Annotated in this window: 11 protein-coding genes and 1 riboswitch; of the genes, 4 read left to right on the plus strand and 7 right to left on the minus strand. The window is 67.2% G+C overall.

What is annotated here, in order from left to right:
- Nucleotides 1-84: 84 nt before the first annotated feature.
- Nucleotides 85-723 (minus strand): 16S rRNA (guanine(527)-N(7))-methyltransferase RsmG, encoded by a 639-nt coding sequence (gene rsmG / locus DFO63_RS11580; protein WP_014038973.1) that lies wholly within the window; start codon nt 721-723, stop codon nt 85-87.
- Nucleotides 724-762: 39 nt separating this feature from the next.
- Nucleotides 763-1362, minus strand: a complete 600-nt coding sequence (locus DFO63_RS11585; protein WP_049446926.1) for a 4'-phosphopantetheinyl transferase superfamily protein — start codon at nt 1360-1362, stop codon at nt 763-765.
- A gap of 84 nt (nt 1363-1446) precedes the next feature.
- On the opposite strand from DFO63_RS11585, the gene DFO63_RS11590 reads away from it, so the two are divergent.
- A complete protein-coding gene (locus tag DFO63_RS11590; protein ID WP_005411656.1) occupies nt 1447-1698 on the plus strand; it encodes a GlsB/YeaQ/YmgE family stress response membrane protein in 252 nt (83 codons plus the stop codon).
- A gap of 72 nt (nt 1699-1770) precedes the next feature.
- Here DFO63_RS11590 and xth read toward each other — a convergent pair whose 3' ends face one another.
- From xth to DFO63_RS11610, 4 genes are all read right to left on the minus strand, one after another.
- Entirely contained in the window at nt 1771-2538 is a 768-nt protein-coding gene (xth, locus tag DFO63_RS11595) for an exodeoxyribonuclease III (protein WP_049446923.1), read from the minus strand.
- 192 nt (nt 2539-2730) lie between these two features.
- Entirely contained in the window at nt 2731-4140 is a 1410-nt protein-coding gene (locus tag DFO63_RS11600) for a coniferyl aldehyde dehydrogenase (RefSeq protein WP_119006949.1), read from the minus strand.
- 155 nt (nt 4141-4295) lie between these two features.
- On the minus strand, nt 4296-5960 hold the full coding sequence (locus DFO63_RS11605) for an MFS transporter (protein WP_049446920.1): 1665 nt from the start codon (nt 5958-5960) through the stop codon (nt 4296-4298).
- A gap of 143 nt (nt 5961-6103) precedes the next feature.
- Nucleotides 6104-7531: a DcaP family trimeric outer membrane transporter gene (locus DFO63_RS11610; RefSeq protein WP_119006950.1), complete on the minus strand. Its 1428-nt coding sequence runs from the start codon at nt 7529-7531 to the stop codon at nt 6104-6106.
- Nucleotides 7532-7776: 245 nt separating this feature from the next.
- On the opposite strand from DFO63_RS11610, the gene acs reads away from it, so the two are divergent.
- From acs to DFO63_RS11625, 3 genes are all read left to right on the plus strand, one after another.
- Nucleotides 7777-9720 (plus strand): acetate--CoA ligase, encoded by a 1944-nt coding sequence (acs, locus tag DFO63_RS11615; protein ID WP_110714184.1) that lies wholly within the window; start codon nt 7777-7779, stop codon nt 9718-9720.
- Between the two features lie 121 nt (nt 9721-9841).
- On the plus strand, nt 9842-10507 hold the full coding sequence (locus DFO63_RS11620; RefSeq protein ID WP_006477308.1) for a response regulator transcription factor: 666 nt from the start codon (nt 9842-9844) through the stop codon (nt 10505-10507).
- Between the two features lie 190 nt (nt 10508-10697).
- A riboswitch (yybP-ykoY riboswitch) is annotated at nt 10698-10787 on the plus strand.
- An 88-nt stretch (nt 10788-10875) separates the two neighbouring features.
- On the plus strand, nt 10876-11451 hold the full coding sequence (locus tag DFO63_RS11625; protein WP_032957840.1) for a manganese efflux pump MntP family protein: 576 nt from the start codon (nt 10876-10878) through the stop codon (nt 11449-11451).
- Nucleotides 11452-11550: 99 nt separating this feature from the next.
- On the opposite strand, the gene DFO63_RS11630 is transcribed toward DFO63_RS11625, so the two are convergent.
- Nucleotides 11551-14997, minus strand: a complete 3447-nt coding sequence (locus tag DFO63_RS11630) for a PAS domain-containing hybrid sensor histidine kinase/response regulator (protein ID WP_119006951.1) — start codon at nt 14995-14997, stop codon at nt 11551-11553.
- Nucleotides 14998-15142: the final 145 nt, after the last annotated feature.

Raw genomic sequence — 15142 nt, forward strand, 5'->3', positions numbered from 1 at the left:
GACCGGTCATTATGCGTACAACCGGCCCCTTGCGGAAATCGTGAATCGCCAACCCGTTGTTCCACAAGGGGCTGGCGGCGGGAATCAGGGGCCTGTAACAGTGACCAGGTGGCGTTCGCCGGCCAGGCCGGGCACGCTCAGCGGGGTCACCTCGCGCACCTGCCAGCCGTCCGGCAGCTCCGCGATCTCTTCATGCGGGTAGACGCCCTTCATGGCCAGCAGCACACCGCCGGGGCGCAGCAGGTGACCACCGACGCGGACGATGCCGGCCAGGGTGTCCATCGCGCGCGCGGTCAGCTGGTCGTAGCGGCCGGCCTCGTCCAGCGCCTCGGCGCGCGATTCGGCCACGCGGGCGTTGCCCAGGCCGAGCTGGCGCACGGCCTCGCGCATGAAGCGCGCCTTCTTGCCGTTGCTCTCAACCAGGGTGACCTGCAGGGCCGGGCAGGCAATCGCCAGCGGGATGCCGGGCAGCCCGGGGCCGGTGCCGAGGTCGGCCAGGCTGCCATCGGCCACGAACGGTTGCATCGCCAGCGAGTCGAGCAGGTGGCGGGTGACCATCTCCTGCGGATCGCGGATGGCGGTGAGGTTGTAGGTGCCGTTCCAGCGGTGCAGCAGGGCCAGGTAGCGCAGCAGCGGCGGCGCCAGCGCGGCGTCCAGGCCCATGCTGGCCAGGCCCTGTTCCAGCGTGGCAGATACGCTGGCGGGAAGTGGGTGTTCGCTCATGCCGACATTATCGCCGGTTTTGCGCGCTGATTCCCCGCTTCAGTGTGGATACCAGGCCAATGCCGCACGGAACTGGCCGGTGGCCTGCCATTCGTGCAGGTGCCAGCGCGCGGCCTCGCCCAGTTCCGGGTCGCACCAGCGCAGGTGCAGGGCGCCATCGGCCCCCGGCGCCAGCTGCAGGCGGTGCAGGCCGAACGAGATGCCCTGCCCGTGCGCCTTCAGCATCGCTTCCTTGGCGCACCACACGCGGAAGAACCAGTGCTCGCGCCCGGCCTCGTCCAGGCTTTCCAGCCAGGCCACCTCCTCGGGGTGGAAGAAGCGCTGCACGATCTCCAGCAGGCGGGCCCGCGGCCGCAGCAGCTCCAGGTCCACGCCCAGCCGCACGCCCTCGCCCAGCGCCACCAGCAGCACCTCGCCGCTGTGGCTCCAGCCGGTGCCGTAGTGGGCCAGCGCGCCGCTCAGCTCTGGCCGGCCCTTGTCATCACGGACCAGTGGCAGCGTCTCCGGCTCGGCGCCCAGCGCCTGCGCCAGCACCTGCCGCGCCTGCGGTTCGCCGCGGTGGCCCGGCACATGCGGGCGTCGCCAGACCGTCACCGGACCGAAGCGCCACGGGCCGTCGAGGGTGGCTGGCAGGCTCATCCGCACGCGCCCATCACGCAATTCCACGACGGGTTCACAGCCGTGCGCGTCAACTGGTCACAGTTCCCCACCGGAGGTTCGATCATGGGCATCATCATCTGGCTGATCGTCGGCGGCATCGTAGGCTGGCTGGCCAGCATCATCATGAAGCGCGATGCCCAGCAGGGCATCATCCTCAACATCGTGGTCGGCATCGTCGGCGCGCTGATTTCCGGCTGGCTGTTCGGCGGCGGCATCAACGAAGCGATCACCATCCGCACCTTCCTGTTCTCGCTGATCGGTGCGGTGATCCTGCTGGCGATCGTCAACCTGTTCACCCGCAAGAGCATACGCTGACACGGCAGTCGTGCCGGCCGCTGGCCGGCAGACGCATCACAACGGGCCCGGCAATCGTCGGGCCCCGTTCGTTCAACCGATCTGCACCCATGCCGGCGCGTGATCGCTCGGCCGTTCCCAGGTCCGCGGCTCACGATCGATACCCGAAGCCACCGCACTGCCCTTCAGCGCATCGGAGACCAGGGTCAGGTCGATGCGCAGGCCCAGGTTGCGGCGGAAGCCAGCGGCACGGTAATCCCACCAGCTGAAGGTGCCCGCCTCGTCATTGTGCAGGCGGAAGCCATCGTGCAGGCCCAGCTGCAGCAGCTTGTTGAGCGCGCCACGCTCGGCGGTGGAGGTGAGGATGTGGTTCTCGTTCCACACCTCCGGGTCGTGCACATCGCGCGCGTCCGGGGCGATGTTGAAATCGCCCATCACGATCAGCTTCGGGTGCCGCTGCAGTTCTTCGGCGATCCAGGCATGCACCGCCTCCAGCCAGCGCAGCTTGTACTCGTACTTGTCGGTGCCGATGTCCTGGCCGTTGACCACGTACAGGTTGATCACCCGCAGGTCGCCGAAGGTGCCGGCGATGACGCGCTTCTGCTCGTCCTCGAAACCGGGAATGCCGATCTGCACGTCCTGCGCCGGCTCACGCGACAGCAACGCCACGCCGTTGTAGGTCTTCTGGCCGGCGAACACGCTGCGGTAGCCCGCGCCGATCAGCGCCGAATCGGGGAACTTGTGGTCCTCCAGCTTGGTTTCCTGGATACCGACGATGTCCGGGCCGAACTCCTTGAGCCACTGCTCCAGGTGCGGCAGGCGGACATTGAGTGAATTGACGTTCCACGAGGCGATCTTCATGGGGGCATTCTACCCGGCCCGGGTTTGGTAGACGCCAACCTTGGTTGGCGCATGGGGTTCACGCGTGCCAACCAAGGTTGGCACCCACCGGAAGGGGCCGCGCGGGTTGGCACCGACCGGTAGTGCCGGCCGCTGGCCGGCAACCCCATGAACCCTCGGCGAGACCCTGCATCTGCCGGCCAGCGGCCGGCACTACCGCAAGAGGAACTTCAACAACCCCGCAATCTTCGAATACGGCGGTCGCAGCCGGTCGCTGGCGGCCCAGCGCGACTGCCACAGCACCGGCAGCCGCTTGCTCATCGCATCGAACCCGGCCCGGCCGTGGTACGCGCCCATGCCGCTGGCCCCCACCCCACCGAACGGCAGGCCATCGGCCGCGAAATGCAGCAGCGTGTCATTGACGGTCACTCCGCCGGCCACTACCTGGCCGAGGATGCGCTCCACCGTCGCCTTGTCGTAGCTGAAGGGATACAGCGCCAGCGGCCGATCACGCGACAGCACGTCGGCCAGCGCCGCATCCAGATCCGGGTACGCCCGCACCGGGAGGATCGGCCCGAAGATCTCCTCGCGCATCAGGTCCAGGTCGTCCGGCGGGTCCAGCACCACGGTCGGCACCAGCAGGCGCTCGCGGTCGGCGCGCGCCTCATCCACCTGCGCCAGCGGAATCACCGGCACGCCGCGTTCGCGCGCCTGCGCCAGATAGCCCTGCAGGCGCCGGTACTGGCCTTCGTTGATGATGCGCGTGTAGTCGCCGGCATCGCTGAAATCGCCGTAGCGTTCGCGCACCTGCTGCTGCAGCGCCTGCACGAACTCGCGCTGGCGCACGGTATCAATCAGCACGTAATCCGGCGCGATGCAGGTCTGGCCGGCGTTGAACCATTTGCCGGTGGCCAGCCGCGCGGCGGCCTTTTCCAGCGGGAAATCGCGGCAGACAATCGCCGGCGACTTGCCGCCCAGTTCCAGCGTGACCGGTACCAGATGTTCGGCGGCAGCGGCCATTACCTTGCGGCCAACCGCCGTCGAGCCGGTGAACAGCAGATGGTCCAGCGGCAGCGATGACACCGCCGCGGCCACGTCCGCCCCACCCTGCACCACCGCCACGCGATCGGGCGGGAGCACGCTGGCCAGCAGATCGGCCAGGAATGCACTGGTGCGCGGCGTGTGTTCGGAGGGCTTGAGCAACACGTGGTTGCCGGCGGCGATGGCGGTGGCCAGCGGCACCAATGCCAGCGTGACCGGGTAGTTCCAGGGCGAGATCACCCCGACCACGCCCAGCGGCATCGGCCGCAGCTGCGCGCGCGCCGGCCACAGCCGCCAGCCGGCACCGACCCGCTGCGGCTTCGACCAGCGGCGCAGGTGACGGCGCAGGTGGTCGATGGCCGACAGCACGCTCATGCCATCGGCCAGCTTTGATTCGACGTGGGCGCGATGGCCGAAGTCCTCGGCGATGGCCTGGGCCATTTCGTCCAGACGCGGCTTCAGCGCCTCGCGCAAGCGGCGCAGGTCGGCTTCGCGCTGGTCGAGCGTGGGCCGCTGCGACTGCCAGGCGCTGCGCAGGGTGTGCAGGAGGGCGGGAAGGTCTGCCGGCGTGGTGGTGGTCATGGGCCGACTATACGGCGTACAGCACGTCTCGATGGGGTCAGATCCCTTTCGCAAGCGAAAGGGATCTGACCCCAAAAACAGGGAAACAAAAGGGCCGCGGTCTGCACCGCGGCCCCTGAAACCCGGTGGGTACCGACCGTTGGTCGGCACACCGGTTATTTGGTGATATCCACGTCCTTGGTCTCGCGCAGGAACAAGCCGCCGATCACCACCGACATCAACGCGATGATGATGGGGTACCACAGGCCGTAGTAGAGGTTGCCGGTACCGGCCACCAGCGCGAACGAGATCGCCGGCAGGAAGCCACCGAACCAGCCGTTGCCGATGTGGTACGGCAGCGACATCGAGGTGTAGCGGATGCGGGTCGGGAACAGTTCGACCAGGTAGGCGGCGATCGGGCCGTAGACCATGGTCACGTACAGCACCAGCAGCCACAGCATGAAGATGGTGCCGGCGATGTTGATGCGTGCACCATCGGCCTTGGCCGGATACCCGGCGGTGGTCAGGGCGGTCTTCAGTTCCGCACCGAACGCATCGGCCTTGGCCTTGCCGTCTTCCTTGGTCAGGCCAGCGGCCTCATACGAGGTGACGCTGGCGCTGCCCACGTTCACCATCGCCAGCGAACCGGCGGCGGCGGGCTGTACGTCGTACGGCACACCGGCCTTGGTCAGCGCAGCGGTAGCCACGTCGCAGGAGCTGGTGAACTTGCGCAGGCCGACCGGATCGAACTGGAACGAGCAGGTGTTCGGATCGGCCACGACCAGGGCCGGGGAGCTGCTACGGGCTTCTTCGATGGCCGGGTTGGCGAAATGGGTCAGGCCCTTGAAGATCGGGATGTAGGTAACAGCCGCCAGCAGGCAGCCGGCCAGGATGATCTTCTTGCGGCCGATACGGTCGGACAGCCAGCCGAAGAAGATGAAGAACGGCACGCCCAGTGCCAGCGCGGCCGCGATCAGCAGGTAGGAGGTGGTGGCATCGACCTTCAGCATGCTGCTGAGGAAGAACAGCGCGTAGAACTGGCCGCCGTACCAGACCACGGCCTGGCCGGCTGCGGCGCCGAGCAGGACCAGCAGCATCAGCTTCAGGTTGCCGCCCTTCAGGCTGTCACGGAACGGCGTCTTGGAACCCTTGCCCTCGGACTTCATCTGCTGGAACAGCGGCGATTCGCTCAGCTGCAGGCGGATCCACACGGACACACCCAGCAGCAGGATCGACACGAGGAACGGAATACGCCAGCCCCAGGCTTCGAAGGCTTCGTTGCCCAGGAAGTAGCGGCAGGCCAGGATGATCAGCAGCGACATGAACAGGCCGAGCGTGGCGGTGCACTGGATGAAGCTGGTGTACAGGCCACGCTTGTCGTCCGGCGCATGCTCGGCCACGTAGGTGGCGGCACCGCCGTACTCGCCGCCCATCGCCAGGCCCTGGGCCAGGCGCAGGATGATCAGGATCACCGGTGCGGCGAAGCCGATCGAGGCGTAGTTGGGCAGCACGCCGACCAGGAAGGTCGAGATGCCCATGATCAGGATGGTGACCAGGAAGGTGTACTTGCGGCCGATGCGGTCGCCGAGGCTGCCGAAGAAGGCCGCGCCGAACGGACGCACGAAGAAGCCGGCTGCAAACGCCAGCAGGGCGAAGATCATGCCCGTGGTTTCATTGACGCCACTGAAGAACTGCTTGGCGATGATGGCGGCGAGCGAGCCGTACAGGAAGAAGTCATACCACTCGAAGACCGTGCCGAGGCTCGAGGCGAAGATGACTTTCTTGTGGCCCTTGGTCAGGGTGCCCGCCGCATTGTGCGGGCTTGATGCAGTGCTGGACATGGGACGCTTTCCCTCTGTAGATGCCGGCCTTGGCCGGCATTCAATCTCGGTGGGTGCCGACCTTGATCGGCACTCAATTCGGTAGGTGCCGGCCGCGACCGGCACCCCATCTCGGTAGGTGCCGGCCGCTGGCCGGCACGCTCTTAGAAGCTGTACTTGGTGGTGAACTGCAATCGGGTGATGTCACCCTTGTTGCCGTTCTCCACTTCGCGACGGCCATACATCAGCTCGGCACCGATATCGACCTTGGGCAGCGGCGAATAGAAGATGTTGCCGCGGATGCTCTGCACGCTCTTGGTCACCAGCGGGCCGAGGATGCTGTCGTTGTCGTAGTCGCTGCGCGCGTAGATCAGGTTGGTGCGCAGCTTCGGCGAGAACGCATGCCGCCAGCCCACGTAGCCGGCCAGCACGCCGGTCGGGTTGAGCTCGTCGCGGGCCACGTCGTAGGCGCTGTCGGCGGTGATGCCCAGGCCGATGTAGCGGGCGATGCCTTCGCCGCCGGTCAGCTGGTAGTGCAGCGAATCGCTGTCACCCATCACCCACTTGCCGCCCAGGGTCAGGCCGCCGGCCACCTTGTCAGCCTTGGCACCGGTGGCCTGGTTGTCGACCTTCAGCTGGCGGACGATGCCGCCGACACCGAAGGTGCCCCAGTCGCCCTTCCAGCCGTAACGCAGGGTCAGATCAGGCAGGCTGCCACGATCGGAGTTGGCGCTGGTGTTGGTCCAGGCGCCGGTGACCGGGTTGCGGGTACCGGTGAGGGTGGTGGTTTCCGGGTTTTCCAGCGCGACGCTGAAGCCGCCCTGGGTGTAGCGCACCTGGGCCTGGCGCACGAAGATCACGCCGTCGGTGGGGCCGACGAAGTCGACCGCTTCGGGCAGTGCGGCCGCGTCCATGAAGTTGGACCAGGTCTGGCCGGCCAGCCAGTTGTTCCAGTACATGTAGGCGTGGCGCAGGGTCACGCCATAGGTGTTGGTGGCGGTCTGGTTGCCCAGCGAGTTGCCGAAGAAGTCCATCTCGAAGAACGCACCGGCCTTGTTGCCCGATTCGCTCACATTGTCGATGCCCAGGTTGAAGCGCGAGAACTTGGCGTGGGCGTTGAAGTCGGTACCCGAACGCTTGCCGCTGCCGCCGGCGCCCTCCACCGGGGTCTGGCCCGGCAGGTACAGCGAGCGGCCGGTGGCGTCGTCGGCCAGCTGGCCATCGCTGGTCTGGGTGGCGAGGAAATCGGCCTTGATGAAGCCGCCGATCTTGACCGTGGTGCCCGGCGCGGCGCCCGGGGTGATGGTGGTGACCTGGATCGGCTGCTTGCCCGCCGGCACCGAGGCGACCGGCTTCTGCTCGGCCTGCACCGTGCGGACTTCGGTCACCGCCTGCTGGGTCTGGCTGATCTGGGTCTGTTGTTGTTGCTGCGAAGACAGCAGCAGCTGGACCTGGCGTTCCAGTTCGGCAACGCGTGCTTCCAGTGCTTTCTCTTTGGCGGTCTCTGCGAACGCCATGCCCGGTGCGACCAGGGCGACCAACAGGCAGGCCGCCAAAGGTTTACGCACGGCTTTCAACGTACGGTGGCTCATGTTGCCCTCTCTCCCAAGTGGCAAGGTGATGCCGCGCGTGGGGCACGGTCGAGCCGAGACTGCGGGGCGTTCACGCACAGCGGCTATTCGCCATTGGTCGAACCCGGCCCTGCTGGGCGCTCACTTTCGACCATGGTCTAACCAGGGTGGTGACGCGGCCGGGGGTGGATGGGGCAAACTGAGGGGGATCGGTCGCCGCAATGCTGCGACCGCACACACAAAGTCAACGTGCAAGTGAGGGTGCCATGGCTGATATCTACCCCGTCGATCCGCAGTTCGCCGCCAAGGCACGCATCGACAAGACGTCGTACGAACAGCAGTACCAGGCTTCGGTGACCGACCCGGATGGTTTCTGGGGCAAGGCCGCCGAGCGCCTGCAATGGATGCGCAAGCCGACGAAGATCAAGAACGTCAGCTACGACCTGTCCGATTTCCACATCAAGTGGTTCGAGGATGGCGAGCTCAATGCCAGCGTGAACTGCCTGGACCGCCAGCTCGAGACGCGCGGCGACAAGACCGCCCTGCTGTTCGAGCCGGATGGCCCGGATGCACCGGCGCAGCACGTGACCTATCGCGAGCTGTACGAGCGCACCTGCCGCCTCGGCAATGCGCTGCGCAACCTCGGCGTCAAGAAGGGTGACCGCGTCACCATCTACCTGCCGATGATCGTCGACGCCGCCGTGGCCATGCTGGCCTGCGCGCGCATCGGTGCGATCCACTCGGTGGTGTTCGGTGGCTTCGCACCGAATTCGATCGCCGACCGCGTCAGCGACTGCCAGAGCAAGCTGATCATCACCGCCGACGAAGGCCTGCGCGGTGGCCGCAGGATTCCGCTGAAGGCCAACGTCGATGCCGCGCTGAAACTGCCCGGCACCAATACCGTGGAAACCGTGCTGGTGGTGCGCCATACCGGCGGCGCGGTCGACATGCAGGCGCCGCGCGACCGCTGGTTCCACGATGTGGTGGACAGCCAGCCGGCCACCTGCGAGCCGGAACGCATGAACGCGGAAGACCCGCTGTTCATCCTCTACACCTCCGGTTCCACCGGCAAGCCGAAGGGCGTGCTGCACACCACCGGCGGCTACCTGCTGTACGCGGCCTACACCCATGAAGCGGTGTTCGACCTGCGCGAGGATGACATCTATTGGTGCACCGCCGATGTCGGCTGGGTCACCGGCCACAGCTACATCGTGTACGGGCCGTTGGCCAACGGCGCGACCTCGCTGATGTTCGAAGGCGTGCCGAACTACCCGGACACCTCGCGCTTCTGGAACGTCATCGACAAGCACAAGGTCACCATCTTCTACACGGCCCCGACCGCCATCCGTGCACTGATGCGCGAGGGCGAGGAGCCGGTGAAGAAGACCTCGCGCGCGTCGCTGCGCCTGCTCGGCAGTGTCGGCGAACCGATCAACCCGGAAGCCTGGCGCTGGTACTACGAAGTGGTCGGCGACAGCCGTTGCCCGATCGTCGATACCTGGTGGCAGACCGAAACCGGCGGCATCCTGATCTCGCCGCTGGCCGGTGCGATGGACCTCAAGCCGGGTTCGGCCACCCTGCCCTTCTTCGGCGTGCAGCCGGCGCTGGTCAATGCCGATGGCGAGATCCAGGACGGTCCGACCGAAGGCAACCTGATCATCCGCGATTCCTGGCCGGGCCAGATGCGCACGGTGTACGGCGACCACCAGCGTTTCATCGATACCTATTTCCGCACCTACCCGGGCAGCTACTTCACCGGCGACGGTTGCCGCCGCGACGAAGACGGCTACTACTGGATCACCGGCCGCGTCGACGATGTGATCAACGTGTCCGGCCACCGCATCGGCACCGCCGAAGTGGAAAGCGCGCTGGTCTCGCACCCGAAGGTGGCCGAAGCGGCCGTGGTCGGCTTCCCGCACGACGTGAAGGGCCAGGGCATCTACGCCTACGTCACCCTGGTGGCCGAAGAAGCACCGAGCGATGAGCTGCAGAAGGAACTGGTCGCCTGGGTGCGCAAGGAGATCGGCCCGATCGCCACGCCGGACCACCTGCAGTGGGCGCCGGGCCTGCCGAAGACCCGCTCGGGCAAGATCATGCGCCGCATCCTGCGCAAGATCGCCGAGAACGCGCCGGACCAGCTCGGCGACACCTCGACCCTGGCCGACCCGTCGGTGGTGGCGTCGCTGGTGGACGAGCGCAAGGTGCGCTGATGGCGTGACTGCAGGCGCAGGACGCGCCAGGGACGTGGCCGGGAGGAGGGACCCGGCCGTGTCCGACCCGTCCTGCACCTGCCATCACGTCGCTCCTTTTCCTGATCGATAAGCTCGACCCATGACCACCCTCCTGATTGCCGATGACCACCCGCTGTTCCGCGAAGCCCTGCGTGGGGCGGTGCAGCGGGTCATCCCCGGCGTGCAGCTGTTCGAGGCCGACAGCGTGGAAGCACTGTACGCGCTGGCCGACCAGCACAACGACGCCGACCTGGTCCTGATGGACCTCAACATGCCCGGTGCGCAGGGTTTCAACGCCCTGGTGCACATGCGCTCGCTGCACCCGCACCTGCCGGTGGTGGTGGTATCCGCGCGCGAAGAAGCCACGGTGATGCGCCGCGCGCTCGACCACGGCGCGCTGGGCTTCATTCCGAAATCCGCCGACTCCGACACCATCGGCCACGCGCTGGGCACCATCCTCGATGGCGAGACCTGGGCACCGCCGGAAGCGCACAACGTGCCGCCCACCGGCAGCGAGGAACGCGAAGTCGGCCAGCGCCTGCGCGAGCTGACCCCGCAGCAGTTCCGCGTCTTGCAGATGCTCGGCGCTGGGCGCTTGAACAAGCAGATCGCCTACGACCTCAACGTCTCCGAAGCGACGATCAAGGCCCACGTCACCGCCATCCTGCGCAAGCTGGGCGTGACCAACCGCACCCAGGCCGTGCTGATGGCCGGCAAGCTGGCGATCGACGACGACGCCATCGTGCTGCCGCCGGAAGAAGATTGACGGTAGTGCCGGCCGCTGGCCGGCAATCGCCTGAAACGCGCGACATCATCTGAAACCGCACTGGTAGGTGCCAAGCTTGCTTGGCACGCCTTTGCTTCGCCCTGTTATAGCCATCGCTATACAAACCAGCCCTGCCTGCGCGTTTCGCTGGAAGTGCGCCACGCGCGGATCGCGATGCTAAGCTTCGCGTCCCCTTGGGGAGTAGCCGGATTCCTTCGCAGGAATCGTCCACGTCAACATACTCGGCCAGTGCGCCGTGGCGTGGACAACCATGATGGTTGGCGAGACCAGCGGCCCGCGCGCGCAACATCAGGTTGGGCGCGAGCGCAGGCCGTGCGTCCGTCCTAGCCCGACCTCAGCCGCCGCCCATGTCCCCCATTTCGATCCTCCTGATCGGCTTTGCCATGTCCACCGATGCCTTCGCCGCTGCAATCGGCAAGGGCGCGGCCATGCGCAAGCCGGTGTTCCGCGATGCATTGCGTGCCGGCATCATCTTCGGCGTCATCGAGGCGATCACGCCCATCATCGGCTGGCTGCTTGGCCGTGCCGCCCTGCAGTACGTCGAAGCCTTCGACCACTGGATCGCCTTCGGCCTGCTCGGCGCACTGGGCATCCACATGATCTACAACGGCCTGCGCCCGGACAGTGCCGAGGACGACGAGGATCCCTCGCAGCACCACGGCTTCTGGAAGCTGGCGCTGACCGGTTTCGCCACCAGCATCGACGCGATGGCGGTGGGCATCGGCCTGGCCTTCATGGACGTGCATATCGGCGTGATGGCTGCGGTGATCGGCCTGTGCACGCTGACCATGGTCACCGTCGGCATCATGCTCGGCCGCGTGCTGGGCAGCATGGTCGGCAAGCGCGCCGAGATCATCGGTGGCGTGATCCTGGTGATCATCGGTGCGACGATCCTGTACGAGCACCTGCACGGCGTGGGGTAAAACGCCGAGAGCGGGCGATTGCGTGGTTGCCGGCCAGCGGCCGGCACTACCAGACGTCACATCCACGCATGGCGTGGATCTACTGCCGGGCGGCCGGCGCTACTGCGCGTCGCGCAGCGCGCCCAGGAAGGCGCGCAGCGAGGCCGGCTTGATCGGCTTGGTCAGCACGCGGTAACCCCGTTCGCGCGCCATCCGCTTCAGCTCGTCGCGGCCATCGGCAGTCAGCAGTGCGCCCGGCAGCGGGTAACCGGCCGCCTCGCGCAGCGCCACCAGCGCGTCCAGGCCATCCATGCGGTCGTGCAGGTGGTAATCCACCAGCATCACCTGCGGGCGCTCGGCGATCTTCTCTAACGCCTGGTCAACGGTGGCGGCGGTGATCACCTGCACCTGCCAACGGCCGAGCAGTGCGCGCATGCCGTCGAGGATCTCCTCGTCGTTGTCCACGCACAGCACGCGCAGGCCAGCCAGGGAATCGCTGCGTACCGGTGCGGCCACGGCCGGTACCGGCGTGGCCAGTTCGGTATAGCCCGGCAATGGTGCCACCCGCGGCAGGATGATCGAGAACATCGAGCCCTTGCCAACCCGGCTTCGCGCATTGAGGCGATGGTCAAGCAGGCGCGAGATGCGCTGGCAGATCGACAGGCCCAGGCCCAGCCCCTGCTCGCCCCAGTCGAACGGCTGCTGGTAGCGGTGGAATTCATCGAAAATCTGCCGCATGTGGTGCTCGGGAATGCCGGGCCCGGTATCCCACACCTGCAGCTCCACTTCGTCGCCGCGCTGGCGCACGGCCAGCACGATGCGGCCCTGGCGGGTGTAACGCAGCGCATTGGCCAGGAAATTCTGCAGCACGCGGCGCAGCAGGCGGCGGTCACTGCGCACCCATGCCGGGCGTGCGAACAGGTCCAGGCGCAGGCCACGGCCGGCAGCAACCGGGGTGTACTGCGCGGCCAGCTCGCGCATCAGCGCACTCACGTCGAACTCACCGATCACCGGGTGCAGGCCGCCGGCATCCAGCCGCGATACATCCAGCAGGCCATCGAGCAGTTCTTCAGCCGCGCGCAGCGAAGCGTCCACGCGCTCGGCCAGATGCTTCTGCTCGTCGCTCACGTGATCACTGTCGCGCAGTGCCGAAGCAAACAGGCGCGCTGCGTTCAACGGCTGCAGCACGTCATGGCTGATCGCCGCCAGGAAGCGGGTCTTCGACTGCTGCGCGACCTCGGCCTCATGCGAGCGTTCGGCCACGCGCTGTTCCAGCGTCTCGTTGGCTTCCAGCAGCGCTTTTTCCGCGTGCTTGTAGTCGGTGATGTCGTTGTAGCTGGTCACGTAGCCGCCACCGGGCAGCGCCTGGCCGCGCATCTCGATCACCTTGCCATCGCTGCGGGTGCGCTCGAACACGTGCGGTGAACCGGCGCGCATGTAGCCGATGCGGCGGTTGATCTGCACTTCGATATCGCCCTCGCCCAGCTCGCCACGCTCGGCGTTGTAGCGGATCAGGTCGGCCACCGGGCGGCCCACGTAGAGCATGCCGTCGGGGTAGCCGAACATATCCTGGTAGCGGCGGTTCCACGCGGTCAGGCGCATGTCCGGGTCGACCACGCTGACCCCGGCACTGATGTTCTCCAGCGTGGTCGACAGGATCTCGCGGTTGAAGCGCAGTTCCTGTCCCGCTTCGTCCAGCACCGCCACCACTTCACCCAGGTCCATGCCCGAGCCGCGCAGCAGGCTGGTCAGCAGCAGGCGTGCCGATGCCGCACCGATCGACGCGGCCAGCAGGCGCTCGGTGAACTGTACCCACGGCCGGTCCGCAGGCGCCGAGGATTGCAGCTCGCGGCCCAGCGACTGCGCCTGCTCGAAGAACGAACGCCGCGCGTGGCGCTCGCCAACCACGCGCGAGGCCAGCGCCAGCAGGTCGCCCACGTGCACGTGACCCGGCCAACCACCGGCCACCGACGGGCGCTCGGCATATGGATCGAGGAACGGCGCAGCGCGAAGCCGCTCATCAACGCCGGGCCGCCAGCGCGCGGACACCAGCATCATCGTCGCCGCGTTGACCAGCAGCGACCAGAACGTACCGTGGGTCAACGGATCCCAGCCGGTCATGCCGAACAGCTGCTGCGGCCGCAGCCACTCGATGCCGAACGGGCCGTGCTGCACCCAGGCGGCATCGACCCAGCCGGCCATGGTCATCGCCGGCAGCAGCAGGGTGTACAGCCAGGTGGCGAAGCCGAGCAGCATGCCCGTCTCGACGCCACGACGGCTGGCGCCACGCCAGTACAGGCCGCCGATCAGGCCGGGCGCGAACTGCGCCACCGCTGCGAACGCCATCAGGCCATACGAGGCCAGCGTGCTGTCGTTGCTGCTGGTGCGGTAATAGCTGTAGGCCATCAGTGCCAGCAGCAGGATCGCCAGGCGGCGGATCCACAGCACGCGCGAGGCGACGTCGGCGGCCTCCTGGTGGTCACCGCTACGGCGCAGCAGCACCGGCATCACCAGGTCGTTGCTGACCATGGTGGCCAGCGCGATCGACGACACGATGACCATGCCGGTGGCCGCCGAGAACCCGCCCACATAGGCGATCAGCGCCAGCGCGTTGCGGCCCTCGGCCAGCGGCAGGGCCAGCACCATCGAATCGTCGGCGACGCTGCCACCGGTGCCGAACAGGGTCACGCCGGCGGTGGCGATCGGCAGCACCATGCCGGAAATCAGCACCAGGTAGCCGCCGAACATCCAGCGCGCGCGGCGCACGTCGCGCACGTCACCGCACTCGACCACGGCCACGTGGAACTGGCGCGGCAGGCAGATGATGGCGAGGAAACTGAGCAGGGTCTGCGAGATGAAGCCCACCGGCGGCAGGCCGGTGAACAGCGTATGCACCGACTCGACCACCGCGTCGGTGCGGTTGCTCAGCCACAGGTAGGCGAACACGCCCACGGCCAGCATCGCCAGCAGCTTGATCACCGATTCGAAGGCGATCGCCAGCATCATGCCGTGATGGTGCTCGGTGGCATCGACCTGGCGGGTACCGAACAGGGTGGCGAACAATGCCATCAGCAGCGCCACGTACAGCGCGGGATCGGTGAAGAAGCCGGTCGGGCCGGTGTTGCCGGTCAGCACCTGCAGGCTCATCGCCACCGCTTTGTACTGCAGGGCGAGGTACGGAATGATGCCGATCAGCGCGATGATCGCCACCAGCGCCGCCAGCCGGCGCGAGCGGCCGAAGCGCGAAGAGATGAAGTCGGCGATGGAGACCACGTTCTGGCTGCGCGCGATCAGCGCCAGGCGCTCGATGATGCGCCAGCCGAACAGCAGCAGCAGCAACGGACCGATGTAGATGGGCAGGTAGCCCACGCCGTTGCGCACGGCGGTGCCGACCGCGCCGTAGAACGTCCACGACGAGCAGTACACGGCCAGCGCCAGGCTGTAGACCACCGGCCGCAGCCACGGCCGGTCGGGGTACATCGGCCGACGGTCGCCCCACCACGCCACGCCGAACAGCAGCGCGGCATAGGCAACCGAGACCAGCAGCAGGATCCAGCTGGAGACCACGCGCGCGTTTCCGTCAGGACAGGGGCCAGTAGATCACGACCGTTGGTCGTGATGGTAGGTCACGACGGAGGGGCGCAAGGAGGGCGCGACGGTGGGTCACGACCGTTGGTCGTGACGGAGGCCTCCGTGCCCACCAACGGTGGGC

The sequence above is a fragment of the Stenotrophomonas sp. AG209 genome, from assembly GCF_003550055.1.
Taxonomy (GTDB): Bacteria; Pseudomonadota; Gammaproteobacteria; order Xanthomonadales; family Xanthomonadaceae; genus Stenotrophomonas.

Excerpts from the sequence above, each read along its gene's own strand:
- rsmG (WP_014038973.1), bottom strand. The coding sequence starts at position 723 with ATGAGCGAACACCCACTTCCCGCCAGCGTATCTGCCACGCTGGAACAG.
- DFO63_RS11585 (WP_049446926.1), bottom strand. The coding sequence starts at position 1,362 with ATGAGCCTGCCAGCCACCCTCGACGGCCCGTGGCGCTTCGGTCCGGTG.
- DFO63_RS11590 (WP_005411656.1), top strand. The coding sequence starts at position 1,447 with ATGGGCATCATCATCTGGCTGATCGTCGGCGGCATCGTAGGCTGGCTG.
- xth (WP_049446923.1), bottom strand. The coding sequence starts at position 2,538 with ATGAAGATCGCCTCGTGGAACGTCAATTCACTCAATGTCCGCCTGCCG.
- DFO63_RS11600 (WP_119006949.1), bottom strand. The coding sequence starts at position 4,140 with ATGACCACCACCACGCCGGCAGACCTTCCCGCCCTCCTGCACACCCTG.
- DFO63_RS11605 (WP_049446920.1), bottom strand. The coding sequence starts at position 5,960 with ATGTCCAGCACTGCATCAAGCCCGCACAATGCGGCGGGCACCCTGACC.
- DFO63_RS11610 (WP_119006950.1), bottom strand. The coding sequence starts at position 7,531 with ATGAGCCACCGTACGTTGAAAGCCGTGCGTAAACCTTTGGCGGCCTGC.
- acs (WP_110714184.1), top strand. The coding sequence starts at position 7,777 with ATGGCTGATATCTACCCCGTCGATCCGCAGTTCGCCGCCAAGGCACGC.
- DFO63_RS11620 (WP_006477308.1), top strand. The coding sequence starts at position 9,842 with ATGACCACCCTCCTGATTGCCGATGACCACCCGCTGTTCCGCGAAGCC.
- DFO63_RS11625 (WP_032957840.1), top strand. The coding sequence starts at position 10,876 with ATGTCCCCCATTTCGATCCTCCTGATCGGCTTTGCCATGTCCACCGAT.